Here is a 24693-nt window from a genome sequence, read left to right on the forward strand (position 1 = left end):
CATTTCCTTGATCTCTACCGCCAACATCACCATGCAGTTCGGCGCCAAGCCGCTGTTCGAGAACGTTTCCGTCAAATTCGGCAACGGCAACCGCTACGGCCTGATCGGCGCCAACGGCTGCGGCAAGTCGACCTTCATGAAGATCCTCGGTGGCGAGCTGGAGCCGTCCGGCGGCCAGGTGATGCTGGAACAGAACGTGCGCCTGGGCAAACTGCGCCAGGACCAGTTCGCCTATGAGACGGTCAGCGTGATCGATACCGTGATCATGGGGCATGAGCAACTGTGGAAGGTGAAGGCCGAGCGCGACCGCATCTATTCCCTGGCGGAAATGAGCGAAGCCGACGGCATGGCGGTGGCTGAGCTGGAAACCGAGTTCGCCGAAATGGACGGCTACACTGCCGAATCCCGCGCCGGCGAACTGCTGCTGGGCCTGGGGATTCCGCTGGAACAGCATTTCGGGCCGATGAGCGAAGTCGCGCCGGGCTGGAAACTGCGGGTACTGTTGGCCCAGGCACTGTTTTCCGATCCCGATGTGCTGCTGCTGGACGAGCCGACCAACCACCTGGATATCAACACCATCCGGTGGCTGGAGGACATCCTCACCGCCCGCAGCAGCACCATGATCATCATTTCCCACGACCGCCACTTCCTCAACAGCGTGTGCACGCACATGGCGGACCTGGATTACGGCGAGCTGCGGCTGTTCCCGGGCAACTACGATGAATACATGACCGCGGCCACCCAGGCGCGCGAACGGCTGCTGTCGGACAACGCCAAGAAGAAGGCGCAGATTGCTGAGCTGCAGACCTTCGTCAGCCGCTTCTCCGCCAACGCCTCCAAGGCCAAGCAGGCCACCAGCCGCGCCAAGCAGATCGACAAGATCCAGCTGGACGAGGTCAAGCCATCGAGCCGCGTCAGCCCCTTCATCCGTTTCGACCAGCACAAGAAGCTCCACCGCCAGGCGGTGACCCTGGAGCAGGTCGGCCAGGGCTACGGCGGCGAGGTGCTGTTCAAGAACCTCAGCCTGCAGATCGAGGCCGGCGAGCGGGTAGCCATCATCGGCCCCAACGGGATCGGCAAGACCACCCTGCTGCGGACCCTGGTCGGCGAGATGGCCCCCCAGGCCGGTGCGGTGAAATGGGCGGAAAGCGCCGATGTGGGCTATTTCGCCCAGGATCACATGGAAGATTTCCGCGATGACTGCACCCTGTTCGAATGGATGGCGCAGTGGACCCAGGGCGGCGAGCAGCTGGTACGCGGCACCCTGGGCCGCATGCTGTTTTCCAACGACGAGATCGGCAAGTCGGTAAAGGTGATTTCCGGGGGTGAGCAGGGCCGCATGCTGTTCGGCAAGCTGATCCTCAAGCGCGCCAACGTGATGGTCATGGATGAACCGACCAACCACCTGGACATGGAGTCCATCGAAGCCCTGAACCTGGCGCTGGAAAACTACCCCGGCACGCTGATCTTCGTCAGCCATGACCGCGAGTTCGTCAGCTCCCTGGCGACCCGGATCATCGAGCTGTCCGAGTCCGGCATCAAGGACTTCTCGGGTACCTACGACGACTACCTGCGCAGCCAGGGCGTGTTGGTCTGAGCAGAGCCCTCAGCCAAGCACCGGCCTCAGCCGAGCATAGCCGTCACCCCAGCAGTGGCGTCAGCCACTGCCAGAGAAAGCGCCCGTCCAGCACCAGCTTGTCCAGCCAGACCAGCTGGTGCAGGGCAATGATCAGCCACAGGGTCGTCAGGTAGCTGACCTTGCGGGTCTTGTGGCGGAACAGCTGTTGCGCCACCAGGGTACCCGGCCAGCCACCCAGCAGTTCGATACCGTGCAAGGTTATTTCCGGCGTGCGCCAGCGGCCCTTGAGGGCGCTGTGCTTGTCCGACCAGAACAGCAGAAAGCCGACGCCGCTGGCGCCCAGATAGACCAGCAGCACCACCGGCAAACCCGCCTGCAGCAATTCCCAACCGCCGACCAGGGGCAAGGTCAGCAGTACCGCCAGCACTGACAGCTTGAAGCGCAGATCGAGGATCCGCGGGAAGCGTTGCGCCGTAGCGCGGGGCCGTTCCATCAATCACCGCTCCATGGGAAAACGCCATTGTGCGGCATTTGGCGATCGCGCGGTAGCCACCTGCCGGTGGGCTATTTGACCAGTGGGCGGGTCATTTCCAGGTAATCCTGGCCCTGGTCCTTGACCACGGCGGGCTTGCCCGTCTCCGACGCCACATGCACCGACTCGAGTACCTCGGCGGTGGTCTCCAGCTCCGCCTGGATACGCTGCAGGGCATTTTCCAGCGTGTAGGTCAGTTGATGCACCTCGTGCATATCCATGGGCGACAACTCATCCTTGGCCAGCAGCGTTTCCAGCTTGGTGTTGTATTCGCTCAGGTTGCTCACCGCCTGCTCAAGGGTCGCGGCCGGCTCGCCCTTGAAGTGGGCGGCCCGGTTACCCTCTGCGTCTGCCCAACTGGCGGCGCTGAGCGTGAGGGCGAGCATACCGGCGAAAAGTCGAAATCGAGTCTGCATGATGTGGTTCCTCCTGGAAGCCCGACAGGGGCCGATCAACCCGACGATACGCCCGATGATAATAAGTCGCAATTGATAATACGTTGTATCCATGCGACCGGGTGCCACAGGTCGCCTTACCCGAAACTGCAGCCGATTCGTCATCAATTGGTCATCCCGGTCGCCGCAAGATGAAGCCGTCCACAACCTGATCCTTGTTTCGGAGGCTGCAGATGGCATTCATTCCAGAGTTCGCTGGTGAATCCGCCAAGAGTGTGCGCAATGAACGGCGCCGCCAGGAAGACAAGCGACGCATGGCCTATCGCCGGGCGATCGAAGACTATCGGGAGGCCCAGGCACTGCAGGCCCAGCTGGGTGACTTTCCGGAATGGGTGACGACGCACCGGGGGAGCCTGTCCCGCCCGCAATGGTAGATTGCGCAGCGGGACAGGTCAGCGCGGCGGGTTAGCCCTGCCGGGCTGCCAGGCGCCACAGCCGGGCTATATCCGCCGCCCGGGATTGCAGCTGCTCGGCCGCGCCGACCATGGCCTGTTCCAGGCTGATCGGCCCGGGGGCCAGGCTGAAGGCGGCTTCGATGCCGGCAGCGTACAGCCCTTGATAACCGTCACCCAGACTGCCCACCAGGGCAATCACCGGCACGCCGGCTGCCTGGGCTACCCGCGCCACCCCGACTGGGGTCTTGCCGTGCAGGCTCTGGCCGTCCAGCCGGCCTTCGCCGGTGATCACCAGGTCCGCGCCCTGCATGGCCTCGGCCAACCCCGATACGTCCGCGACCAGTTCGATACCCGGGCGAAAATCGGCGCCCAGGACCGCCTTGGCGGCAAAACCCAAGCCGCCGGCGGCGCCGACGCCCGGCACCTCACGGTAATCCTCGCCCAGGGTGGCGGCCATCACATCGGCAAAATGCCCCAGCGCGCGGTCCAGCTCTTCCACCTGCTCGGGCGCCGCGCCCTTCTGTGGGCCGAACACGTGGGAGGCGCCGCGGGGGCCGCACAGCGGGTTATCCACATCCGCCGCCACCAGGATTTCTACCTGTTTGAGGCGTGGGTCCAGGCCGTCCAAGTCGATACGGTGCAGACCAATCAGTGCTGCACCACCAGCAGCCAGGGGCTGGCCGGCCCGGTCCAGCAGGCGCGCGCCCAATGCCTGCAGCAGTCCCGCCCCGCCGTCATTGGTGGCGCTGCCGCCGATGCCGAGGATGATACGCCGGGCGCCAGCGTCCAGCGCCGCGAGGATCAACTCACCGGTGCCCCGGGTGGTGGTCAGGCGGGCATCGCGCTGCGCCGGTGCGACCCAGTGCAAGCCGCTGGCTGCGGCCATCTCGATCACTGCCTGATCCTCGGCCAGCCAGCCCCAATGGGCCATTACCGGTTCGCCCAGGGGGCCGCATACGCTGAGTTCGCGGCGCTCACCGCCACTGGCCGCGAGCACCGCATCCACCGTGCCTTCGCCACCGTCGGCCATCGGACACAAACGGATCTGCGCATCGGGATAGACCGTGCGCCAGCCCTGGGCAATGGCGTTGGCCACAGCCTCAGCGCTGAGGCTTTCCTTGAACGAGTCGGGCGCAATAACCAGCTTCATCACAGCAGCACCAGGCTGAGCAGCCACACGGTAAGCATGCCGACGATCCCCTGCACCAGGGTCGCCATGGTCTGCGCCTGGTAGGCGGTCGCCACCTTCATGCGGCTGAACTGGGTGACTACCCAGAAGAAGCTGTCATTGGCGTGGGAGACGGTCATCGCGCCGGCGCCGATCGCCATCACCGTGAGCACCCGGCCCATTTCGCTATCCAGGCCCAACTGCGCCAGCAGCGGCGCCACCAGCGCCGAGGTGGTCACCAGGGCCACCGTGCTCGAACCCTGGGCCGTCTTCAGGCCGGCGGCGACCAGGAACGGCATGAACAGGCCGATGCCCAGCGACGACAGGGTCTGGCCGAGGTAATCACCCAGCGGGGTCGCGCTGAGCATGGTGCCGAAGGCGCCGCCGGCGCCCGTGATCAGCAGAATGGGGGCCGAGGCCACCAGGCCTTCCGACACCCGGTCATGCAGTTCCTGGCGCTTGTTATCCGACTTGAGCAGGGTGCAGGCCAGCGCCAGGCCAATCGCCAGGGCAAAGATTGGCTGACCGAGGAAGACCACCAGCGTATACAGCCCACCCTCGCCCATGGGGCGCGCCGGCAGATTGGCGATCGTGCCCAGGCAGATCAGGGCGATCGGCACGAAGATCGGGGCGAAGGCCTTGGCCGGGCTCGGCAGCTCACCATAGCTGTCGCGCATGGCCTGGTAGTCCTGGTGGTCGAGGATGGGCGCACCATCGGTTTCCAGCTCGATGTCCTTGCCGATGAAGCGGTTGGCCCAGAGCATCCCGGCCATGGCGGTGACAAAGGCCACAAACAGGCCAACCAGGATCACCAGGCCCAGGCTGGACTCCAGCCCGAGATTGCCGGCGGCAGCGATCGGACCGGGGGTTGGCGGCACGAAGGTGTGGGTGGCATACAGGCCGGTCGCCAACGCCACGCTCATGGCTACCACGGAGACCTTCATCCGCGCCGCCAGTGCGTTCTTCAGCGAGTTGAGGATAACGTAGCCGGAGTCGCAAAATACCGGGATCGACACCAGATAGCCGATGATCGACACCGTAAGGGTGGGAAACCGCTCACCCAGCAGCTTGATGACGGTTTCGGCCATGGTGATGGCCGCGCCGCTGCGCTCAAGGATCACGCCGATAATGGTACCGAAGACAATGACGATCCCGATGTAGCCGAGAATGCCACCAAAGCCGCGGGTGATGTGACCGGCTATCTCCAGGGTAGGTAACTGGTAGGCGAAACCTGCCAGCAGTGCCGCGCCGAGCAGGGCCAGGAAAGGGTGGAGCTTGAATCGCGTTGTCGCCAGGACGATAAAGACGATCAGTGCGATCAGTATCAGGACCAGACCCATTATCGTGCTTCCTTAGTGTGTGTGAGGGCAGAAAGGGGGCCGGGCGTAACCATCACCTGGCCGATGGGCGCATTATTGGTCATTTTGATGATGATGGACAGGCTGACGGTCACGCCAGGACCGCCAGGGACGTTCCGGGAGCGTGCCAAGTTATACGCTGCGCCCTTTCAAACGGAGCCAAAGGGCTCGGCCAGCTGCTTGATCAGCGCCCGTTCGTCGCGCAGGAACGCCAGGAAGGCTTCGGCTACCGGACTTAATCGTTTGCCCCGGGCATGCACCGCGCACCAGCTGCGAAACAATGGCAGGTCCACGAAATCCAGGCGGGCCAGTTGGCCATTCTGCACCCAGGGTGCGGCACTATGCGCCGACACCAGACCGATGCCCAGCCCGGCGATCGCCGACTGCACCACCGTCTCCTCCGAGCCCATCTGCATCATCTGTTGCAGGTGCACGCGCTTCTGCTGGAAGAATTCATCACAGGCCTTGCGCACGCCGGAGCCAACTTCCCGGAGCAATACCATCTGGGATTCCAGCTCCGCCAGGACCAACGCCTGCGCCCCGACCAGGGGGTGGTCCGGTGCGGCCACGGCAATCACCGGGTTGTTGAGGAAGGGAAAGAAATCCAGTGCCCGGTCCGCCGGCACCATGCCCATCAGCACCACGTCGTCGAGATTATCCCGCAACCGGCGAATCACCTCTGCCCGGGTGCAGACTTCCAGGCGAAAGCTCACCTCCGGGTGCCGCTGCCGGAAGGCCGCCAACAGGTGCGGGGTGAGGTACTGGATGCTACTGGCGACCGCCAGGCGCAGCTCGCCGTGCAGGGTGCCCTGCAGCGCCGACAACTGCATGTCGAGGATTTCCAGGCGGTTGAAGATATCGCCGCTGGCGGCCAACAGGCTGTTGGCCGCCTCGGTCAGGTACAGCTTGCGGCCGACATACTCGAACAACGGCTGGCCCACCAACTCCTCCAGCTGGCGCATCTGCAAACTCACCGCCGGCTGGGTCAGGGCCATCTCCTCGGCGGTGCGGCTGTAGGACAGGGTCCCGCACAGGCTGCAGAACACCTGTAGCTGACGCAGCGTGATTCGCTGCAGCTCCTTGCGCATGGCCACCTCCGCTGATGAAGAATTCGCTACATATTAGTTATTACTTATGGCTCGTCCAACAATTATTCATTTTTAATCATTGACTATGCCGCTGTATGTTCATCTCACTCCCGATCACCCAACAGAGGAAAGGGCTGTGATCAAGAAAATCCTGATTGCCAACCGTGGCGAAATTGCTGTCCGTATCGTCCGCGCCTGCGCGGAAATGGGCATCCGCTCGGTGGCCATCCACTCGGATGCGGACCGCTATGCACTGCATGTGAAACGGGCCGACGAGTCCTATAACGTCGGCAGCGATCCGCTGGCCGGGTATCTGAATGCCCGGCAGCTGGTCAACCTGGCGGTCGAGACCGGTTGTGATGCACTGCACCCCGGTTATGGCTTCCTGTCCGAAAATGCCGAACTGGCGCGCATCTGCACCGAGCGCGGGATCAAATTCATCGGCCCCTCCGCGGAGGTGATCGCGCGCATGGGCGACAAGACCGAAGCCCGCCGCAGCATGATCGCCGCCGGGGTGCCGGTCACCCCCGGCACCGAAGGCAACCTGGAAAGTCTTGAGCAGGCCCTGAGCGAGGCTGAGCGGGTCGGGTATCCGGTCATGCTCAAAGCCACCTCCGGCGGTGGCGGCCGCGGCATCCGCCGCTGCAACAGCAAGGAAGAATTGCAACAGGCCTGGCCGCGGGTGATTTCCGAGGCGACCAAGGCCTTCGGCAGCGCCGATGTGTTCCTGGAAAAGTGCATCGTCAACCCCAAGCACATCGAGGCCCAGGTGCTGGCCGACAGCTTCGGCAACACCGTGCACCTGTTCGAGCGCGACTGCTCCATCCAGCGCCGCAACCAGAAGCTGATCGAAATTGCCCCGAGCCCACAGCTGACACCGGAACAGCGCGCCTATATCGGCGACCTGGCGGTGCGCGCCGCCCAGGCGGTCGGCTACGAGAACGCCGGTACCGTGGAATTTTTGCTGGCGGACAACGAAGTCTACTTCATGGAAATGAACACCCGGGTGCAGGTGGAACACACCATCACCGAGCAGATCACCGGCATCGATATCGTCCGTGAGCAGATCCGTATCGCCTCCGGTTTGCCGTTGTCGATCAAGCAGGGGGATATCGAGCACCGCGGCTACGCCATCCAGTTCCGCATCAATGCCGAGGACCCGAAGAACGACTTCCTGCCGTCCTTCGGCAAGATCACCCGGTACTACGCGCCCGGCGGCCCCGGCGTACGCGTGGATACCGCCATCTACACCGGCTACACCATCCCGCCCTATTACGATTCCATGTGCCTGAAACTGATCGTCTGGGCGAACAACTGGGAAGATGCGCTGGATCGCGGTTACCGCGCGCTGGATGACATGCACCTGCACGGGGTCAAGACCACCGAGGCCTATTACCAGGAAATCCTCAAGAACCCGGACTTTCGCAGCGGCGTGTTCGACACCAGCTTTGTCGAGACCCACCCGGAACTGACCAACTACTCGACCAAGAACAAACCCGAAGCCCTGGCCCTGGCCATTGCCGGCGCCATCGCCGCCTACGCCGGTCTTTGATTGCAGCCGCAAGCCGTGCGCTTGCCGCCAATGAGGAATGCACCATGAGCAAGAAACGCATCACCGTTACCGATACCATCCTGCGCGATGCCCACCAGTCCCTGCTGGCTACCCGCATGCGCACCGAGGACATGCTGCCGATCTGCCCGAAACTGGACCAGGTTGGCTACTGGTCGCTGGAAGTCTGGGGCGGCGCCACCTTCGACGCCTGCGTCCGCTTCCTCAAGGAGGATCCCTGGGAGCGTCTGCGCCAGCTGCGCGCCGCGCTGCCCAACACCCGCCTGCAGATGCTGCTGCGCGGCCAGAACCTGCTGGGCTACCGGCACTACAGCGACGACGTGGTTCGCGCCTTCGTCGCCAAGGCGGCGGTCAACGGTATCGATGTATTTCGCATCTTCGACGCGATGAATGACGTGCGTAACCTGCGCACCGCCATCTCCGCGGTCAAGGCGGCCGGCAAGCACGCCCAGGGCACCATCTGCTACACCACCAGCCCGGTGCATACCGTGGAGCTGTTCGTGGAGCAGGCCAAGACCCTGGAAGCCATGGGCGTCGACTCCCTGGCAATCAAGGACATGGCCGGCCTGCTGACCCCGTTCGCCACCGGCGAACTGGTCGCCGCACTCAAGGCCGCTACCAGCCTGCCGGTATTCATCCACTCCCATGACACCGCTGGCCTGGCCGCCATGTGCCAGCTCAAGGCCATCGAATGCGGCGCTGATCATATCGATACCGCCATCGGCTCCATGGCCTGGGGCACCAGCCATCCGGGTACCGAATCCATGGTCGCAGCGCTCAAGGGCACGCCCTACGACACCGGCCTGGACCTGGAGCTGATCCAGGAGATCAGCATGTACTTCATGGAAGTGCGCAAAAAGTACCACCAGTTCGAGAGTCCCTTCACTGGCGTGGATACCCGGGTGCAGATCAACCAGGTACCGGGCGGCATGATGTCCAACCTGGCCAACCAGCTGAAGGAACAGGGCGCGCTCAACCGGATCAATGAAGTATTCGAGGAAATTCCGCGGGTGCGCGAGGACCTCGGCTTCCCGCCGCTGGTCACGCCTACTTCGCAGATCGTTGGCACCCAGGCGGTCTTCAACGTGCTGGCCGGTGAACGCTACAAGACCATCACCAACGAGGTGAAGCTGTACCTGCAAGGCCGCTACGGCCAGGCACCGGGCACCATCAACCCGGAGCTGCAGGTGCGCGCCATTGGCGATGAGGACGTGATCGACGTGCGTCCCGCGGATCTGCTCAAACCGGAGATGGACCGCCTGCGCAAGGAGGTCGGCAGCCTGGCCAAGAGCGAGGAGGATGTGCTGACCTTCGCCATGTTCCCCGATATCGGGCGCAAGTTCCTCGAGGAACTTGCTGCCGGTACGCTCCAGCCGGAAGCCCTGCTGCCGATCCCGGACGGCGACAGCAAGCCCGCCGCTGCCCAGGGCGTGGCCACCGAGTTCATGATTGACGTGCACGGTGAAAGTTACCGTATCGATATCACCGGTGTGGGCGTCAAAGGGGACGGCACTCGTCATTTCTACCTGAGCGTGGATGGCATGCCGGAAGAAGTGGTCCTCGAGGAGCTCAATCAGTTCGTCGGTGGCGCTGGCGGCAAGTCCCGTCAGCACGCGACCAAACCGGGTCACGTCACCACCAGCATGCCCGGCAACGTGGTGGATGTCCTGGTGGCCGAAGGCGATCGGGTCAAGGCCGGCCAGGCCGTGCTGATCAGCGAGGCGATGAAGATGGAGAGCGAGATCCAGGCCGCCATCGACGGTACGGTCAAGGCCGTCCACGTGGCCAAGGGCGACCGGGTCAACCCGGGCGAGATCCTGATTGAAATCGAGGCCTGAGCCAAGGGGAGCCGCTGGCTCCCCCAACCCCCTACCAGAGAGCAAGCGCATGCCCTACAAGAAGCTGAAGAGCACCGATGACGCCATTGCGCAGATCGTTGATGGCTATATGCACTTCCATGAGGTGGTCTACCCCGACCAGCAGGAGCTGTTCCACAAGCTGGCCTTCGAGCAGACCCCCAAGGCCATGTTCATCACCTGCGCCGATTCGCGCGTCGTGCCCGAGCTGATCACCCAGAGTTCACCGGGGGACCTGTTCGTCACGCGTAACGTGGGCAACGTGGTCCCGCCCTACGGCCAGATGCTCGGTGGTGTATCCACCGCCATCGAATATGCCGTGGTGGCCCTGGGGGTCAAACACATCATTATCTGTGGCCACTCGGACTGCGGCGCGATGAAGGCCGTGCTCAACCCGGAACAGCTGCGCGGCATGCCGACGGTCCGGTCCTGGTTACAGCATTCGGAGGTGGCCAAGATCGTGGTGCAGGAAAACTGCGGCCACGACCATTGCGATACCCTGGGCGTGCTCACCGAAGAAAACGTCGTCGCCCAACTGGGTCACCTGGCCACCCACCCCTCGGTCGCTTCGCGGCTGGCCCGCGGCGATCTGTTCATCCATGGCTGGGTGTACGATATCGAGACCAGCCAGATCCGCGCCTATGATACGGAAAAGGGCGAATTCCGCCGGATCGGTGACGGCCCGCTGCCAATGGCAACGCCGCGCCCGCGTTACTGATAAACCTTGGCTGGTCCGTCGCCGGCTTTGGGTTATAATCGGCGGACCTGGCCAACTGGCCTGCATTCTTTCCGAGCCACGCCCTTGCGTGGCTTTGTTTTTCGTCATCAAGAGGCACGACAATGACCGCACTGGTTGGCGTGATCATGGGCTCCAAGTCCGACTGGTCTACCATGAGCCACACGGCAGACATGCTGGAGCAGTTGGGCATCCCCTTTGAAGTGAAGGTGGTATCCGCGCACCGTACTCCCGACCTGCTGTTCGATTACGCCGCGCAAGCTGCCGAACGCGGCATCGAGGTGATCATTGCCGGGGCCGGTGGCGCGGCCCACCTGCCGGGTATGTGCGCTGCCAAGACCCATCTGCCGGTACTTGGCGTGCCGGTGCAGTCGTCCATGCTGTCGGGCGTCGACTCGCTGCTGTCGATCGTGCAGATGCCCGCCGGCGTGCCGGTCGCTACCCTGGCCATCGGCAAGGCCGGTGCGATCAACGCGGCGCTGCTGTCTGCAAGCATTCTCGGCGGCCGGCACCCGCAGTATCATCAGGCGCTGCAGGATTTCCGCAGCCGCCAGACCGATACCGTGCTGGACAACCCGGATCCACGTCAGGCCTGAGGAACAATCATGAAGATCGGCATCATCGGTGGTGGTCAACTCGGACGCATGCTGGCCCTGGCCGGTACCCCCCTGGGTCAGCAGTTCGCCTTTCTCGATCCGGCCCCGGACGCCTGCGCCGCCGCGCTGGGCAAGCATCTGTGCGCAGCCTATGACGATCGCGAGCAATTACGCCAGCTGGCGGATGATGTCGATGTGGTGACCTTCGAATTCGAAAGCGTCCCGGCGGAAACCGTGGCCTTCCTCGAGCAGTATGTGCCGGTGTTCCCCAATGCCGAGTCACTGCGCATTGCCCGGGACCGCTGGTTCGAGAAGTCCATGTTCCTCGAACTGGGGATTCCCACCCCGGAATTCGCCGATATCCAGTCCCAGGCCGATCTTGAGGCCGCGGTCCAGGCCATCGGGCTACCCGCCGTGCTGAAAACCCGCACCCTGGGCTACGACGGCAAGGGCCAGAAGCTGCTGCGCCAACCGGATGATGTCACCGATGCCTTTGCCGAGCTGGGCAGCGTGCCCTGCATCCTGGAGGGCTTCGTGCCCTTTACCGGTGAAGTCTCGCTGATTGCGGTCCGTGGCCGCGACGGCGATACCTGTTTTTATCCCCTGGTGCATAACACCCACCAGCAGGGCATCCTGCAGCTGTCGGTCGCCAGCACCGACCACCCGTTGCAGGCCCAGGCCGAGAACTACGCGGGCCGGGTGCTCGACAAGCTGAATTACGTCGGTGTACTGGCGTTCGAGTTTTTCGAAGTCGATGGCGGCCTCAAGGCCAACGAGATCGCTCCGCGGGTGCACAACTCCGGGCACTGGACCATCGAAGGCGCCGAATGCAGCCAGTTCGAAAATCATTTGCGCGCCATCGCCGGACTGCCCCTGGGCTCCACTGCCAAGATCGGTGAAAGCGCCATGCTCAACTTCATCGGTGAAGTGCCGCCGGTAGCCAAGGTCACGGCCATCGCCGATTGCCATCTGCACCATTACGGCAAGGCTTTCAAGCCTGGGCGCAAGGTTGGCCATGCTACCCTGCGCTGCGCCGATGCAGCGGTACTGCAATCACGCATTGCCCAGGTCCAGGCCCTGATCGACTGATCAGGGCGCCAATATCGGGAGGCTCCATGCTGCGGCTGTTGATCACTGTAGTACTGCTCTGTCCGAGCCTGCTGTTGGCAGCACCCCGCACTGTGGACTGGCTCGACCTGTTGCCGGCGGAGGATTACCAGGCGATGCTCGACATGCCGGAGATCAGCCACGATTGGGGTGGTGAAGCCCCCGGCGACTTCGCCAACAGCCTGCGTTCCGCCGACCGCAACCTGCCCGAGGTGATGTACTCCACCCGGGTGGTCACCGAGATGGACGGCCAACATATCGCCCTGGGTGGCTACCCGGTGCCCCTGGAAACCGACGAGCGCGGCCGCTATATCAGCTTCTTCCTGGTGCCCTACCCCGGCGCCTGCATCCATGTCCCGCCGCCACCGCCCAATCAGATCATCCTGGTCGACTATCCTGCCGGCATCGCCATCGACGATATCTACGAACCCCTGTTGCTGACCGGCACCCTCAAGGTCGCCCAGACCAGCAATGAACTGGCCGACGCCAGCTACCGCATGGCCGCCGAGCAGGTGGTGGAATACCCCTACGAGTGAGCATGGCTTTCTGCTATCGCCCACACGGGTGAGCGCTCTGGAACGGGCATTACGCTAAGCTCCCCGCCTGGACCAAGCATGCAGCGGAGGCAAGATGGGGTTTTTCACGGGGCTACTGGTACTGTTGCTAACGGGCGGTTGGGCGTTTCGCCGCTGGCTGCTTGATCGACCCGTACCCCAGCGCCAGGCGGTGCCCATGGCGGCGGAGGTATACCGCGTCGGTAGCACCTGTATCATCCGCCGGCGCAGCGACAATCCGGTGCGCTCCGTGGTGGTCATGCACGGCTTCCTGGAAAATCCCCTGTACTTCACCCAGTACTACAGCGACCCGACGATCGAACTCATCATGCTGACCAGTGGCGACTACCATCTGCCCTTGGCCAACCCGGTCTTCCAGCAACCGCCCTGGCCCACCACACCGGCGCTGGTCACCGGGCTGATCGCCAGTGACGCCCAGGTGCTCAACCTGGCCCTGCAATACCTGGTCAGCACCCCTGATGTGCGCGTGCATGGCCACTCCCGCGGCGGCGCCGTGGTACTGGAAGCCGCCCGCCAGCGGCCCGATCTGTTCGAAGCGGCAGCGGTGCTGTTGGAGGCACCGGCGCTCCCCCAGGGCCGGGCCTACCGGCCGACCCCGCGGCTGGGCCATTGGCTGCTGCCGCTGGTTCATCTACTATGGCAGGGCAAGCCGGCCAGCATCCTGTCCCGCCCGATATGGGGGCCCTTGCATGACGCCAGCAAACGCGAGCTGATTCTTGCCATGCCGTTCAACCCGCGCTCGAGCCGGGTGGTGATGACCAATCTTGAAGATCTCGAGCAGTGGATGCGCAGTACCGGACCGGAGATCTACCGCCACGTCAAACGGGGTGCGATCCTGGTCCCGCAGCAGGATCGCGTATTGCATAGCGGCGCCATGCTGGACAGTGCCCGGCAGGCCGAGAACCTGCAGATCATCGAGGTGCCTGACGGCAGTCACTTCGTGTTGCTGGATAATCCCGAGGCCATACCGCCCTTGATCCGGAACTGACCATGCCCTACCACTTCGAGCCGATTGGCGTCGTGCACTCCTGTTTCGCCGAGAAGTTCGCCATTCCCCGCCAGCCGCGCCTGGCGCCCGCCGCCCGCGGTGTGCTCGAACTCCTGCCCCCTTACAACACCCCGGAAGCGGTCGCCGGGCTCGAAGGCGTCAGTCACCTGTGGCTGCTGTTCGTCTTCCACCAGGCCGGCTCCGGGCCGGAGCACCTGCGGGTACGCCCGCCCCGGTTGGGGGGCAATCAACGCATCGGCGTCTTTGCCAGCCGCTCCACCCACCGCCCCAATCCCCTGGGTCAGTCGGTGGTCAGGCTGGATGGCATCGAGCCGGGTCGCCTGCTGCTGTCCGGCATCGATCTGCTCGACGGCACCCCGGTGCTGGATATCAAGCCCTACGTGCCCTACGCCGATAGCGTGCCCGAGGCCCATAACACCCTCGCCGACGCGCCGCCGCCCGAGTTACCCGTATCCTGGGCGCCCTCTGCCCGTACCCAGGCCCTGGAACAGGCCCAGCGGCTGCAGCAGCCCGTCTGCGAGCTCATCGAACAATGCCTGGCCCAAGACCCCAAGCCGGCCTACCAACGCCCCTCAGCGGAGCGGATCTATGGCGTACGTCTATGGGATCTGGAGGTACGCTGGCACTACCCCGAACCGGAGCAGATCCGCGTGCTGGCGGTGGAGGCATCGCCATGATCGACCTGGGCCACGTTACGCTCATGCTGCTGGCTGCGGGGGTCGGCGCCTGGATCTGGCGCGGGCTCGGGTTGCGTGATCGGGCCTTGCGCCTGGTCCGGCAACACTGCCAACGCAGCCAGGTGCAGCTGCTGGACGAAAGCATCGCGCTCAACCGGCTGCGACTGGGACGGGGACGCCATGGGCGGCCGGGGCTGATCCGCCGTTACGGTTTTGAATTCACCGTGACCGGTGAGCACAGGTACAGCGGCTTTATCGAATTGCATGGCGCGGACGTGCTGAAAATCGAACTTGCGCCCCATCCGTTTCCGGGCGAGGGACCTGGCCCAGACAGTCCGCCCCGCCGGGACAACGTCCATTACCTTCATTGAAGTTATCAAAGCACCTACTGGTTATTCCTATTCGTTCCACGTGGAACCATCACTCTGCCCCTTGCGGGCGGAATGGCAGGCGCTTTAAGGTAGCCTTTTCAACCAGGGACTGGATGCCATGATCCGTTATGTTGTTCTGCTCGGGCTGCTGGGCTACAGCGTCGCCGCCCATTCCGCCGCTTGCCTGATCGAGTCCAATGACGACCAGTTGCCCGTGCGCCTGTGCCAGCAGAACATCAATATCCCGCCCCAGTTATTCAAGGACAGTTTCTGCCAACCGCAGATCCCGGACCGCAGTTTCAACATTACCTTTGTCGATCAATGCCCGGCGGGGGCCTATGGTGTCTGTAACGAGGCGCGTAGCGAGGGAGTGGCCTATCGTCAGGCGATCCATTACTACAGCGAGCCCGCGGACGCGCCGGTGTTGAAGGCCTACTGTGAGCAGTTCAGCCAAGGGCAATGGCGCCAACCCTGACCTGGTAATACTCAGTAAGGGGGCGGCGGCGAGGATTCGCGGCCGGCCAGGTCCAGCTGGTCACCGACCCGCAGACCGAGCCGCTCCGCGGTGCCAGCGGGCACTTCGATAACGAAGCGCAGCGGCCGGTCCGCCTGGTAGACATCGCAGGGGGTGCTCGCACAGGGCGGCACCCGCGGGAAGACATGCACTAGCCGGGCCTGGTCATCGACGAACAACAGATCCAGGGCAAGCTGCATGTTGCGCATCCAGATCGCCGGTCGCGTGCCGGCCGGGAAGTCGAACAGCATGCCCTCCCCCGGATTCAGCTCCGCGCGGCCCATCAAGCCCTGTCGGCGGCTGTCCGGGTCCGCTACCAGCTGCAGCAGGTGCGGCTCGCCACCCAGGGTGGTAGTCAGGGTCTGTGCCTGCAGCGGCAGGCTGAACAGCAGGCACCCGAGCAACCCCCACCGGCGCACCAGGGCGACCATCAGGAATGCTCCTTGAGCATGCTCTGGTAGACCAGATTGCTCAGGTACAGACGATCTGCCTCGCTGAGCTGGACAAATTCCACCCCGGTAATCACCTGCTCACTGTCACGGCTGACCGTGCGTACCAGGGCGGTGATATTGAGGTAAACCTCGACGCCGCCCGGATTGATCCGGAACGCCAGCCTCACCTCTTCATCGACCACGGCGAACTGGCTGGGCGACAGGATCCGCGCTCCGCCGGGACTCAGGTCGGCAATCCGGCCGGCGCTCTGGCCAAGCGCACCGGTAATGGCGCAGACCAGATCCACCGACACCCGCGCCGAGCTGCGGATACGCATGGTCTGCACCTCGTCCGGCCAGGCCAGGTGCAGGTAGGCAAAGGGCGCCAGTTGGGATTTCAGCACCTTGGTGTTGTAGGCCACCACGTCCTTGCCGATAAAACCGCGGGCAAGAAAGCGCTGCCCTTCCTTCACGAAGACCACCCGCCCCTGCACCACGGGCGCGGTCACCATCACGCTGACCGGGGCATGAAAACCCACCACCCGCACCTGGTAGCGGTCGGCATGGGTAGGACTGAGCACCTGCAATTGCAGCATATCGCCGGGTGCCAGCGACAACTGGTTCAGGCCTACTGGCGCGGGTTCGGCCGCCTCGCCGGTCGCCTCGGCGCGGCGGTATACACCCTTCTCCACCAGCTTGCGCAACAACGGACCACTTTCAATACGCTGGGCCTGGCGGAACAGGACCTTGCCCTCGGCGTCCAGCAGATCCCAGGGCAGGGGTTCGCCGAGAATCAGGTCATTAGAATCAAGCAGTTTCAGGTGCAATACCAATCTCCACCGGGGCCGGAACCTGGGCAATGTAGCAGCCGGCAAGAGCGCAGACCACCAAAATCCCGTACTCGGCTGCCATTATCGATACAGGTCTTCCCGGGTCCAGGGAACGTGGTGACTGCCATCGGCCAGCGGCTTGACCGCGAGAATCTGGTGAATATTCATCCAATTGCGGCGGAAACCATAGGCGCAGCCCGCCAGGTAGATGCGCCAGATCCGCAGCGCCTTGTCGGACACCAGGCCTCTGGCTTCATCCAGCCGCTGCTCCAGGTTATGGCTCCAATGCTCCAGGGTTCGGGCGTAGTGCAGGCGCAGGCTCTCGACGTCGAGCACTTCCAGGCCCTGCTCGCTCATGTGGGCGATGGCCATCGACAGGTGCGGCAACTCGCCATGGGGGAATACGTAACGGCCGATGAACTTGCCAGCGCCCCGCCCTACCTGCCGACCATCGATGTACTTGGCGGTGATGCCGTGGTTCATCACCAGCCCACCGGGTTTGACCTGGTCATGCAGCACCTTGAAGTAGGCCCCGAGGTTGGCGTGGCCGACATGCTCAAACATGCCGACACTAACCACCTTGTCGTAGTTCTCGGTACCCTCGAGGTCCCGGTAATCCCGCAGCTCCAGGGTCACCCTGTCGGTCAGCTCCAGCGCCTCGTTACGCGCCTGGGCCAGCTCCAGCTGCGCCTTGCTCAGGGTGATGCCATGTACCTGCACGTCATAGAAGCGGGCAGCATGGCGGGCCAGCCCGCCCCAGCCGCAGCCCACATCGAGCAGGCGCTCGCCTGGCTTGAGTCGGAGCTTGCGGCACAGGTGATCGAGCTTCTGGGTCTGCGCGGTTGCCAGGCTGTCCTCCGGGTTGCGGAAGTAGCCACAGGAGTAGACCATCTGTGGATCGAGCCAGAGTGCGTAGAAATCGTTGGACAGGTCGTAATGGTAGGAGATGGCCTCGGCGTCCATCAGCTTGTCATGCTCGGTACGCTCGACTGGAGGTTCGGGATGCTCTCCCAGAAGCCCCTTGCTCAGCCGATCGGCGATGGCGATGACGTCCATGATATCGCCCTGGATATCCAGCCGCTGATCGATATACGCCTCCCCCAGCTTGTCCAGCGTGGGGTTCTGCATCTCCTGCAGCAGGCCCAGATCGTTGATCTGCAGTGTTACCTGGGGGTCGGGTCCGAGATCCAGCGTCGGTCCACCTTTGACCACCACCCGCAGAGGCAACTGCAATGCCCCCAATGTTTCGGAAAATTGCGCGAACATCCGTTATCTCCTGTGTCCATCGGCGTCAGACCAATATAGGACACAGGAACGGAATTTGCCTGTTTCGCCGGCGGCGTCAGGGCTTGGGTTGCTTGACCGGGCGCTTCCAGCCCGCGACGTTGCGCTGGCGCCCGCGGGCTACACCCAGCTGGGCGTCAGGGACATCCTGGGTGATGGTCGATCCCGCGGCGGTGGTGGCCTGGTTACCGATGGTGACCGGGGCCACCAGCGAAGTGTTGGAGCCGATGAAGGCACCATCGCCGATGCGGGTAACGAACTTGTTCACTCCGTCATAGTTGCAGGTAATGGTACCGGCGCCGATATTCGCGCCCTGCCCCACCTCGGCGTCGCCGACATAGGACAAGTGGTTGATCTTCGCGCCTTCACCCACCACCGTCTTCTTGGTCTCGACAAAGTTGCCCACCTTGGCGCCTCGATGCAGTACGGTGCCTGGCCGCAGCCGGGCGTAGGGCCCGACATCACAGTCTTCACATACCTCGGCGCCCTCCAGGTGACTGAAGGCCTTGATCACGGTGCCACTCTTGATCACCGAGTCGCGGATCACGCAGTGCGGCCCGATGACCACGTTGTCCTCGATCACCACCCGACCCTCGAGCACCACGTTGACGTCGATGCTGATATCCCGGCCGATGGTTACCTCACCGCGCACGTCCAGCCGCGCCGGGTCCGCCAGGGAGGCGCCCTGCACCATCAGCCGCTCGGCTTCACGCCGCTGCCAGCCCCGCTCCAGCACCGCCAGCTGCAGACGGTTGTTGGCCCCCATGACTTCCAGTTCGTCCGCCGCCTGGGCCACCTCCACCGGCACAGCGCCGGCGACCGCCAGGGCAACCACATCGGTCAGGTAGTATTCGCCCTGGGCGTTGTTGTTGGACAGGCTGGACAGCCAATCTGCGGCCTTGCTGCCCGGCAGCACCATGATGCCGGTGTTGCCTTCGTTGATCTGCAGCTGTTCCGCCGAGGCGTCCTTCTGCTCGACGATGGCCTGAACCCGGCCGCTCTGGTCACGGATGATCCGTCCATAGCCAGTCGGGTCCTGCATCAATACCGTGAGCAGTCCCAGGCTGTTGTTGCCCGCCTGGTCAACCAGCGCCCGGAGGGTTTCCAGGCGAATTAGCGGCACATCGCCATAGAGCACCAGGATCTGATCGGCTCCCTGGATGTGCGGCAGCGCCTGGGCCACCGCATGGCCCGTCCCCAACTGCTCGGTCTGCAGCACCCAGTTGAGATCGGCGCCGTCCAGGGTTTCCCGCACCCGCTCGGCACCATGCCCGATCACCACGTGGATACCGTCCGGCAGCAATGCCCGCGCACTGTCAATGACATGCTCCAGCATCGGCTTGCCCGCCACCGGATGAAGTACCTTGGGAAGTGCGGAACGCATGCGGGTGCCCTGTCCGGCGGCAAGAATGACAACGTGGAGATTCATCAAAACGGATCCTGTTGAGTTGAGAATGAAAGCGATGATAGAAGCTGCACGCTGCGCGCTGCAAGCTCGGGGGTGAGAGTGGCAGCGCTGGGGTTAAGTTCACCGGGGAATACGCGCCGCTGACGGGCTGGCCCTGCGGGCAAAGAAAAAGGCAGCCGAAGCTGCCTTTTTCCAATGGTGACTCAGCGATTGATCGCCGGTCCACCGTATTTCTTGCGCAGTTCCTGCACAGTCCGCAATTGGGCTGCGGCTTCGGCGAGACGGGCGGAGGCCGAACCATAGTCGAACTCGGAGCCTTTCTCGTTGAGAGCCTTTTCTGCGGCCTTCTTCGCTTCTTCTGCAGCTGCCTGGTCGATGTCACCGGCACGGATAGCCGTATCGGCGAGCACCTTGACCATGCTCGGCTGAATCTCGAGGAAGCCACCGGAGATGTAGAACACCTCTTCGGACTTGTCCTGCTTGATCACCCGAACCGGGCCCGGCTTGAGGTCGGTCAGCAGCGGTGTGTGACCCGGCAGTACGCCGATGTCACCCATGTTGCCGTGTGCCACGACCATCTCGACCAGACCGGAAAACAGCTCTTCTTCCGCGCTTACGATATCGCAGTGCACTGTCATAGCCATTTACGTTGCCTCGGTTCAGCGCCCGCCGGAGCGGGCGCGGCCCATTACATTTTGCTCGCTTTCTCTACTGCTTCGTCGATGGTGCCGACCATGTAGAAAGCCTGCTCCGGCAGGTGATCGTAATCACCGTTCAGGATGCCCTGGAAACCACGGATGGTTTCTTTCAGGGAAACGTACTTGCCGGGTGCGCCGGTGAAGACTTCGGCCACGTGGAAAGGCTGCGACAGGAAGCGCTGGATCTTACGAGCGCGGGCTACCAGTTGCTTGTCTTCCTCGGACAGCTCGTCCATACCCAGGATGGCGATGATGTCCTTCAGCTCCTTGTAGCGCTGCAGAACGTACTGCACACCGCGGGTAACGTCGTAGTGCTCCTGGCCGATGACCAGCGGATCCAGCGAACGGCTGGTGGAATCCAGAGGGTCAACCGCCGGGTAGATACCCAGGGAGGCGATGTCACGGCTCAGTACCACGGTCGCGTCAAGGTGGGCGAAGGTGGTGGCAGGCGACGGGTCAGTCAGGTCATCCGCAGGTACGTATACGGCCTGGATGGAGGTGATGGAACCGGTCTTGGTGGAGGTAATACGCTCCTGCAGGACACCCATCTCCTCAGCCAGAGTCGGCTGGTAACCTACCGCGGACGGCATACGACCCAGCAGCGCGGATACTTCGGTACCGGCCAGGGTGTAACGGTAGATGTTGTCGATGAACAGCAGTACGTCCTTGCCTTCCTCACGGAATTTCTCGGCCATGGTCAGGCCGGTCAGGGCGACGCGCAGACGGTTACCCGGCGGCTCGTTCATCTGACCGTACACCATCGCAACCTTGTCCAGAACGTTGGAGTCCTTCATCTCGTGATAGAAGTCGTTACCTTCACGAGTACGCTCACCAACACCGGCGAACACGGACAGACCGCTGTGCGCCTTGGCGATGTTGTTGATCAGCTCCATCATGTTCACGGTCTTGCCGACACCGGCACCACCGAACAGACCAACCTTGCCGCCTTTGGCAAAGGGGCAGACCAGGTCGATGACCTTGATCCCGGTTTCCAGCAGGTCGCTGCCGCCCGCTTGCTCGGCGTAGCTGGGAGCAGCGCGGTGAATACCCCACTTCTCCTCATGCGCAACCGGACCGGCTTCGTCGATCGGCTCGCCCAGTACGTTCATGATGCGGCCCAGGGTGCCAGCACCGACCGGAACGGAAATCGCAGCGCCGGTGTTGTTGACATCCAGGCCACGCTTCAGGCCTTCAGTACTACCCATGGCGATGGTACGGACAATGCCGTCGCCCAGCTGCTGCTGGACTTCCAGGGTAGTTTCCGCGCCGATGACTTTCAGCGCGTCATATACGTTCGGCACCTGATCGCGCGGAAATTCCACGTCGATGACGGCACCGATGATTTGAACGATACGTCCGCTACTCATTGTAGGTTCCTCTAAGTGGTATGAAACCGTTTCGTCTCACCAGCCGCGTTATACCGCAGCCGCGCCGCCGACGATTTCCGAAATTTCCTGGGTGATCGCAGCCTGACGTGCCTTGTTGTAGATCAGCTGCAGGCTATCGATGATATCGCCCGCATTGTCAGTCGCATTCTTCATCGCGATCATCCGTGCCGCCTGTTCGCTGGCACTGTTCTCGACAACAGCCTGGTAAACCTGCGATTCGATGTACCGCTTCAACAGGCCATCCAGCAGCGCCTGGGCGTCCGGCTCGTAGACGTAGTCCCACCGTTCCTGCAGCTCCGAGGCGTCCGAAGGCACCAGGGGAATCATCTGCTCTACCTTGGGCTTCTGCACCATGGTATTGACGAACTCGTTGGAGACCAGGTACAGACGATCGATCCGACCTTCGTGGTAGCCGTCAAGCATGACCTTGACGCTGCCGATGAGGTCGTTCAGGGCCGGCTGTTCCCCCAGATTGCTGATTGCCGCGACAACATTGCCACCGTAGCTGCGGAAAAACGCAGCACCCTTGCTGCCGATCACGCACAGCTCGGTTTCGACGTTACGGTCACGCCACTCTTTCATATGTGTTACCAGCGATTTGAACAGGTTGGTGTTCAAACCACCGCAAAGACCACGATCCGTGCTGACCACGATATAACCAACCCGTTTGACTTCACGCTCCTGCATGAAGGGGTGGCGATATTCGGGATTGGCGTTGGCCAGATGGCCAATCACCTGACGAATCCGCTCAGCGTAGGGACGGCTGGTCGCCATGCGCTGCTGTGCCTTGCGCATCTTGCTGACCGCCACCTTTTCCATGGCGCTGGTGATCTTCTGAGTACTCTTGATACTCGAAATTTTACCGCGAATCTCTTTTGCGCCTGCCATGTCACACCTTTCAGGTTAGCCCGTGGCCGTATCGCACGAAGCGGGACATGGCCTGGCCATATCCCGCCCTCGGCTTACCAGCTTTGGGTCGCCTTGAAGTTCTCGATGCCAGACTTGATACCGGCTTCGATCTCGTCGTTGTAGTCGCCCTTCTCGTTGATCTTGGCGAGCAGGTCGGCTTTTTCGCGCTTGAACCAGGCCAGCAGAGCGGTCTCGAAGGCACCGATCTTGCTGATCTCGACATCAGTCAGGAAGCCCTTCTCGGCGGCGTACAGGCTGATCGCCATTTCCGCTACCGACATCGGCGCGTACTGCTTCTGCTTCATCAGCTCGGTAACGCGCTGACCATGCTCCAGCTGCTTACGGGTCGCTTCGTCCAGGTCAGAGGCAAACTGGGCGAACGCAGCCAGTTCACGGTACTGGGCCAGTGCGGTACGGATACCACCGGACAGCTTCTTGATGATCTTGGTCTGGGCCGAACCACCTACCCGGGATACCGACACACCGGCGTTGACCGCGGGGCGGATACCGGAGTTGAACAGGTCGGACTCCAGGAAGATCTGACCGTCGGTGATGGAGATCACGTTGGTCGGAACGAAGGCGGAGACGTCACCGGCCTGGGTTTCGATGATCGGCAATGCGGTCAGGGAACCGGTCTTGCCCTTCACTTCACCCTTGGTGAACTGCTCGACATACTCTTCGGATACGCGGGAAGCGCGCTCCAGCAGACGGCTATGCAGATAGAACACGTCACCGGGATAGGCTTCACGGCCCGGCGGACGGCGCAGCAGCAGGGAGATCTGACGGTAGGCCACGGCCTGCTTGGACAGGTCGTCGAACACGATCAGCGCATCTTCACCGCGGTCGCGGAAGAACTCGCCCATGGTGCAACCGGAATACGGAGCCAGGAACTGCAGAGCAGCCGATTCGGAAGCCGAGGCGGCAACGATGATGGTGTTGGACAGCGCGCCATGCTGTTCCAGCTTGCGTACGACGTTGGCAATGGTCGACTGCTTCTGGCCGATCGCAACGTAGACACACTTGATGCCGCTATCTTTCTGGTTGATGATCGCGTCGATCGCCATGGCGGTCTTACCGATCTGACGGTCGCCGATGATCAGCTCGCGCTGGCCACGGCCAATCGGAATCATCGCGTCAACCGACTTGTAGCCAGTCTGTACCGGCTGGTCGACCGACTTACGCCAGATCACGCCCGGCGCCACTTTTTCAACGGCGTCGGTCAGTTTGGCTTCGATCGGACCCTTGCCATCGATGGGGTTACCCAGGGCATCGACCACGCGGCCCAGCAGTTCCGGACCCACCGGGACTTCCAGGATGCGGCCGGTGCACTTGGCTTCCATACCTTCGGCCAGGGTCAGGTAGTTACCCAGGATGACGGCGCCGACGGAGTCCTGCTCCAGGTTCAGAGCCATCCCGTAAACACCACCGGGGAATTCGATCATCTCCCCGTACATCACGTCTGCCAGACCGTGAATGCGCACAATACCGTCAGATACGCTGACGATAGTACCGACATTGCGAGCCTGTGAGTTCACATCGAGCTTCTCGATGCGCTGCTTGATAATTTCGCTAATTTCGGAAGGATTCAGTTGCTGCATGCCATGTCCCTCAAATCAGGATTTCAACGCCTCGGCCAGCTTTGCAAGCTTGCCGCGGACCGAACCGTCGATGACCAGGTCACCCGCACGAATCAACACACCGCCAATCAGAGACGGGTTGATGGTCACATGAGGAGTTACTGTGCGGTCTAACCGCTTGGTTAAAGCGGTTGCCAGCGTTTTCTGTTGATCGTCAGTCAGCTCGAAGGCGGATTCCACCTCGACTGTGATGCTGCGATCGTGTTCCGCCTTGTATCGCTCAAAGAGCTCGGCGATGTCCGGGATCAGGAGCAGACGGTCGTTATCGGCCAGGGTGCGGATGAAATTTCCGAACTCCGGAGTAACCTTACCTTCACACACCATGAGCAGGTCATCGGCCTTGCGCTCCCGCGTCAACGCCGGGTCACGCATCCTCTCGACAAAAATCGGATCGGCAGCTACGGCGGCTGTCAGAGCCAGCATGCCTGACCAGGCATCCAGCGCAGCAGCAGAAGTAGCAAACTCGAAAGCCGCTTTTGCGTAAGGCCGAGCTAGCGTAGTGATTGTAGCCATGCTCGCCTC

Annotated in this window: 26 protein-coding genes; 12 read left to right on the forward strand and 14 right to left on the reverse strand. The window is 62.7% G+C overall.

Features of this window, described 5'->3' with window-relative positions; all coding sequences use genetic code 11:
• The first annotated feature begins 7 nt into the window (after positions 1-7).
• Entirely contained in the window at positions 8-1597 is a 1590-nt protein-coding gene (locus VG99_RS08175; protein ID WP_044499302.1) for an ABC-F family ATPase, read from the forward strand.
• 43 nt (positions 1598-1640) lie between these two features.
• Here VG99_RS08175 and VG99_RS08180 read toward each other — a convergent pair whose 3' ends face one another.
• The gene (locus tag VG99_RS08180; protein ID WP_044499304.1) at positions 1641-2072 is read right to left on the reverse strand and encodes a DUF1294 domain-containing protein; all 432 of its coding nucleotides are present in this window, start codon (positions 2070-2072) and stop codon (positions 1641-1643) included.
• 71 nt (positions 2073-2143) lie between these two features.
• Positions 2144-2527, reverse strand: a complete 384-nt coding sequence (locus tag VG99_RS08185) for a DUF6746 family protein (RefSeq protein ID WP_044499305.1) — start codon at positions 2525-2527, stop codon at positions 2144-2146.
• A 212-nt stretch (positions 2528-2739) separates the two neighbouring features.
• Here VG99_RS08185 and VG99_RS08190 point away from each other — a divergent pair, with 212 nt between their 5' ends.
• Positions 2740-2940 carry a PA3496 family putative envelope integrity protein gene (locus tag VG99_RS08190; protein WP_044499306.1) on the forward strand — a complete coding sequence of 67 codons (201 nt, stop codon included), beginning with the start codon at positions 2740-2742 and terminating at the stop codon, positions 2938-2940.
• 31 nt (positions 2941-2971) lie between these two features.
• Here the strand turns inward: VG99_RS08190 and VG99_RS08195 are convergent, their stop codons facing one another.
• The 3 genes from VG99_RS08195 to VG99_RS08205 form a co-directional block, all read right to left on the reverse strand.
• Positions 2972-4111 (reverse strand): glycerate kinase, encoded by a 1140-nt coding sequence (locus tag VG99_RS08195; RefSeq protein WP_044499307.1) that lies wholly within the window; start codon positions 4109-4111, stop codon positions 2972-2974.
• Positions 4111-5469 (reverse strand): GntP family permease, encoded by a 1359-nt coding sequence (locus VG99_RS08200; protein ID WP_044499308.1) that lies wholly within the window; start codon positions 5467-5469, stop codon positions 4111-4113. The genes VG99_RS08195 and VG99_RS08200 overlap by 1 nt, the downstream gene beginning before the upstream one ends.
• Positions 5470-5636: 167 nt before the next feature.
• Complete coding sequence (locus VG99_RS08205; RefSeq protein WP_044499309.1) at positions 5637-6575, reverse strand: LysR family transcriptional regulator; 939 nt, start codon at positions 6573-6575, stop codon at positions 5637-5639.
• Positions 6576-6711: 136 nt separating this feature from the next.
• Here VG99_RS08205 and VG99_RS08210 point away from each other — a divergent pair, with 136 nt between their 5' ends.
• The 10 genes from VG99_RS08210 (at position 6712) to VG99_RS08255 (ending at position 15547) form a co-directional block, all read left to right on the forward strand.
• Complete coding sequence (locus VG99_RS08210; protein WP_044499310.1) at positions 6712-8127, forward strand: acetyl-CoA carboxylase biotin carboxylase subunit; 1416 nt, start codon at positions 6712-6714, stop codon at positions 8125-8127.
• 44 nt (positions 8128-8171) lie between these two features.
• On the forward strand, positions 8172-9983 hold the full coding sequence (oadA, locus tag VG99_RS08215) for a sodium-extruding oxaloacetate decarboxylase subunit alpha (protein ID WP_044499311.1): 1812 nt from the start codon (positions 8172-8174) through the stop codon (positions 9981-9983).
• 49 nt (positions 9984-10032) lie between these two features.
• Complete coding sequence (locus tag VG99_RS08220) at positions 10033-10719, forward strand: carbonic anhydrase (RefSeq protein ID WP_044499312.1); 687 nt, start codon at positions 10033-10035, stop codon at positions 10717-10719.
• A 122-nt stretch (positions 10720-10841) separates the two neighbouring features.
• The gene (gene purE, locus VG99_RS08225) at positions 10842-11333 is read left to right on the forward strand and encodes a 5-(carboxyamino)imidazole ribonucleotide mutase (protein WP_044499313.1); all 492 of its coding nucleotides are present in this window, start codon (positions 10842-10844) and stop codon (positions 11331-11333) included.
• A 9-nt stretch (positions 11334-11342) separates the two neighbouring features.
• A complete protein-coding gene (locus VG99_RS08230; RefSeq protein ID WP_044499314.1) occupies positions 11343-12422 on the forward strand; it encodes a 5-(carboxyamino)imidazole ribonucleotide synthase in 1080 nt (359 codons plus the stop codon).
• A gap of 26 nt (positions 12423-12448) precedes the next feature.
• Positions 12449-12976, forward strand: a complete 528-nt coding sequence (locus tag VG99_RS08235; RefSeq protein WP_158023896.1) for a DUF3299 domain-containing protein — start codon at positions 12449-12451, stop codon at positions 12974-12976.
• A 94-nt stretch (positions 12977-13070) separates the two neighbouring features.
• Positions 13071-14003 carry an alpha/beta hydrolase gene (locus tag VG99_RS08240; protein WP_052508745.1) on the forward strand — a complete coding sequence of 311 codons (933 nt, stop codon included), beginning with the start codon at positions 13071-13073 and terminating at the stop codon, positions 14001-14003.
• A gap of 2 nt (positions 14004-14005) precedes the next feature.
• Positions 14006-14701: a tRNA (N6-threonylcarbamoyladenosine(37)-N6)-methyltransferase TrmO gene (gene tsaA / locus VG99_RS08245; protein WP_044499316.1), complete on the forward strand. Its 696-nt coding sequence runs from the start codon at positions 14006-14008 to the stop codon at positions 14699-14701.
• Complete coding sequence (locus VG99_RS08250; protein ID WP_044499317.1) at positions 14698-15072, forward strand: DUF3301 domain-containing protein; 375 nt, start codon at positions 14698-14700, stop codon at positions 15070-15072. The genes tsaA and VG99_RS08250 overlap by 4 nt, the downstream gene beginning before the upstream one ends.
• Positions 15073-15190: 118 nt before the next feature.
• Entirely contained in the window at positions 15191-15547 is a 357-nt protein-coding gene (locus VG99_RS08255) for a hypothetical protein (protein ID WP_052508746.1), read from the forward strand.
• 11 nt (positions 15548-15558) lie between these two features.
• Here VG99_RS08255 and VG99_RS08260 read toward each other — a convergent pair whose 3' ends face one another.
• The 9 genes from VG99_RS08260 to VG99_RS08300 all read right to left on the reverse strand — a co-directional run bounded on the left by VG99_RS08260 (position 15559) and on the right by VG99_RS08300 (position 24684).
• Positions 15559-16017, reverse strand: coding sequence for a DUF192 domain-containing protein (locus VG99_RS08260; RefSeq protein WP_052508747.1), 459 nt, complete (start codon positions 16015-16017; stop codon positions 15559-15561).
• Positions 16017-16844, reverse strand: a complete 828-nt coding sequence (locus VG99_RS08265) for a flagellar brake protein (RefSeq protein WP_044499318.1) — start codon at positions 16842-16844, stop codon at positions 16017-16019. Before VG99_RS08265 ends, VG99_RS08260 begins: the two co-directional genes overlap by 1 nt.
• An 84-nt stretch (positions 16845-16928) precedes the next feature.
• On the reverse strand, positions 16929-18113 hold the full coding sequence (gene cfaB / locus VG99_RS08270; protein ID WP_044499319.1) for a C17 cyclopropane fatty acid synthase CfaB: 1185 nt from the start codon (positions 18111-18113) through the stop codon (positions 16929-16931).
• A 76-nt stretch (positions 18114-18189) separates the two neighbouring features.
• Positions 18190-19560 (reverse strand): bifunctional UDP-N-acetylglucosamine diphosphorylase/glucosamine-1-phosphate N-acetyltransferase GlmU, encoded by a 1371-nt coding sequence (gene glmU, locus VG99_RS08275; RefSeq protein ID WP_044499320.1) that lies wholly within the window; start codon positions 19558-19560, stop codon positions 18190-18192.
• Positions 19561-19742: 182 nt separating this feature from the next.
• Positions 19743-20183 (reverse strand): F0F1 ATP synthase subunit epsilon, encoded by a 441-nt coding sequence (locus VG99_RS08280; RefSeq protein WP_044499321.1) that lies wholly within the window; start codon positions 20181-20183, stop codon positions 19743-19745.
• 44 nt (positions 20184-20227) lie between these two features.
• The gene (gene atpD, locus VG99_RS08285; RefSeq protein ID WP_044499322.1) at positions 20228-21604 is read right to left on the reverse strand and encodes a F0F1 ATP synthase subunit beta; all 1377 of its coding nucleotides are present in this window, start codon (positions 21602-21604) and stop codon (positions 20228-20230) included.
• 48 nt (positions 21605-21652) lie between these two features.
• Complete coding sequence (atpG, locus tag VG99_RS08290; protein ID WP_044499323.1) at positions 21653-22513, reverse strand: F0F1 ATP synthase subunit gamma; 861 nt, start codon at positions 22511-22513, stop codon at positions 21653-21655.
• Positions 22514-22587: 74 nt separating this feature from the next.
• A complete protein-coding gene (gene atpA / locus VG99_RS08295) occupies positions 22588-24132 on the reverse strand; it encodes a F0F1 ATP synthase subunit alpha (protein ID WP_044499324.1) in 1545 nt (514 codons plus the stop codon).
• 15 nt (positions 24133-24147) lie between these two features.
• Entirely contained in the window at positions 24148-24684 is a 537-nt protein-coding gene (locus tag VG99_RS08300; RefSeq protein ID WP_044499325.1) for a F0F1 ATP synthase subunit delta, read from the reverse strand.
• Between the last annotated feature and the right edge of the window lie 9 nt (positions 24685-24693).

Origin of the sequence: Pseudomonas saudimassiliensis, assembly GCF_000939975.1 — a bacterium.
Classification (GTDB): domain Bacteria; phylum Pseudomonadota; class Gammaproteobacteria; order Pseudomonadales; family Pseudomonadaceae; genus Halopseudomonas; species Halopseudomonas saudimassiliensis.

What these genes read in the sequence shown, in the direction of transcription:
- VG99_RS08180 (WP_044499304.1), bottom strand. Translation starts at nt 2,072, where the DNA reads ATGGAACGGCCCCGCGCTACGGCGCAACGCTTCCCGCGGATCCTCGAT.
- VG99_RS08185 (WP_044499305.1), bottom strand. Translation starts at nt 2,527, where the DNA reads ATGCAGACTCGATTTCGACTTTTCGCCGGTATGCTCGCCCTCACGCTC.
- VG99_RS08190 (WP_044499306.1), top strand. Translation starts at nt 2,740, where the DNA reads ATGGCATTCATTCCAGAGTTCGCTGGTGAATCCGCCAAGAGTGTGCGC.
- VG99_RS08195 (WP_044499307.1), bottom strand. Translation starts at nt 4,111, where the DNA reads ATGAAGCTGGTTATTGCGCCCGACTCGTTCAAGGAAAGCCTCAGCGCT.
- VG99_RS08200 (WP_044499308.1), bottom strand. Translation starts at nt 5,469, where the DNA reads ATGGGTCTGGTCCTGATACTGATCGCACTGATCGTCTTTATCGTCCTG.
- VG99_RS08205 (WP_044499309.1), bottom strand. Translation starts at nt 6,575, where the DNA reads ATGCGCAAGGAGCTGCAGCGAATCACGCTGCGTCAGCTACAGGTGTTC.
- oadA (WP_044499311.1), top strand. Translation starts at nt 8,172, where the DNA reads ATGAGCAAGAAACGCATCACCGTTACCGATACCATCCTGCGCGATGCC.
- VG99_RS08220 (WP_044499312.1), top strand. Translation starts at nt 10,033, where the DNA reads ATGCCCTACAAGAAGCTGAAGAGCACCGATGACGCCATTGCGCAGATC.
- purE (WP_044499313.1), top strand. Translation starts at nt 10,842, where the DNA reads ATGACCGCACTGGTTGGCGTGATCATGGGCTCCAAGTCCGACTGGTCT.
- VG99_RS08230 (WP_044499314.1), top strand. Translation starts at nt 11,343, where the DNA reads ATGAAGATCGGCATCATCGGTGGTGGTCAACTCGGACGCATGCTGGCC.
- VG99_RS08235 (WP_158023896.1), top strand. Translation starts at nt 12,449, where the DNA reads ATGCTGCGGCTGTTGATCACTGTAGTACTGCTCTGTCCGAGCCTGCTG.
- VG99_RS08240 (WP_052508745.1), top strand. Translation starts at nt 13,071, where the DNA reads ATGGGGTTTTTCACGGGGCTACTGGTACTGTTGCTAACGGGCGGTTGG.
- tsaA (WP_044499316.1), top strand. Translation starts at nt 14,006, where the DNA reads ATGCCCTACCACTTCGAGCCGATTGGCGTCGTGCACTCCTGTTTCGCC.
- VG99_RS08250 (WP_044499317.1), top strand. Translation starts at nt 14,698, where the DNA reads ATGATCGACCTGGGCCACGTTACGCTCATGCTGCTGGCTGCGGGGGTC.
- VG99_RS08255 (WP_052508746.1), top strand. Translation starts at nt 15,191, where the DNA reads ATGATCCGTTATGTTGTTCTGCTCGGGCTGCTGGGCTACAGCGTCGCC.
- VG99_RS08260 (WP_052508747.1), bottom strand. Translation starts at nt 16,017, where the DNA reads ATGGTCGCCCTGGTGCGCCGGTGGGGGTTGCTCGGGTGCCTGCTGTTC.
- cfaB (WP_044499319.1), bottom strand. Translation starts at nt 18,113, where the DNA reads ATGTTCGCGCAATTTTCCGAAACATTGGGGGCATTGCAGTTGCCTCTG.
- glmU (WP_044499320.1), bottom strand. Translation starts at nt 19,560, where the DNA reads ATGAATCTCCACGTTGTCATTCTTGCCGCCGGACAGGGCACCCGCATG.
- VG99_RS08280 (WP_044499321.1), bottom strand. Translation starts at nt 20,183, where the DNA reads ATGGCTATGACAGTGCACTGCGATATCGTAAGCGCGGAAGAAGAGCTG.
- atpD (WP_044499322.1), bottom strand. Translation starts at nt 21,604, where the DNA reads ATGAGTAGCGGACGTATCGTTCAAATCATCGGTGCCGTCATCGACGTG.
- atpG (WP_044499323.1), bottom strand. Translation starts at nt 22,513, where the DNA reads ATGGCAGGCGCAAAAGAGATTCGCGGTAAAATTTCGAGTATCAAGAGT.
- atpA (WP_044499324.1), bottom strand. Translation starts at nt 24,132, where the DNA reads ATGCAGCAACTGAATCCTTCCGAAATTAGCGAAATTATCAAGCAGCGC.
- VG99_RS08300 (WP_044499325.1), bottom strand. Translation starts at nt 24,684, where the DNA reads ATGGCTACAATCACTACGCTAGCTCGGCCTTACGCAAAAGCGGCTTTC.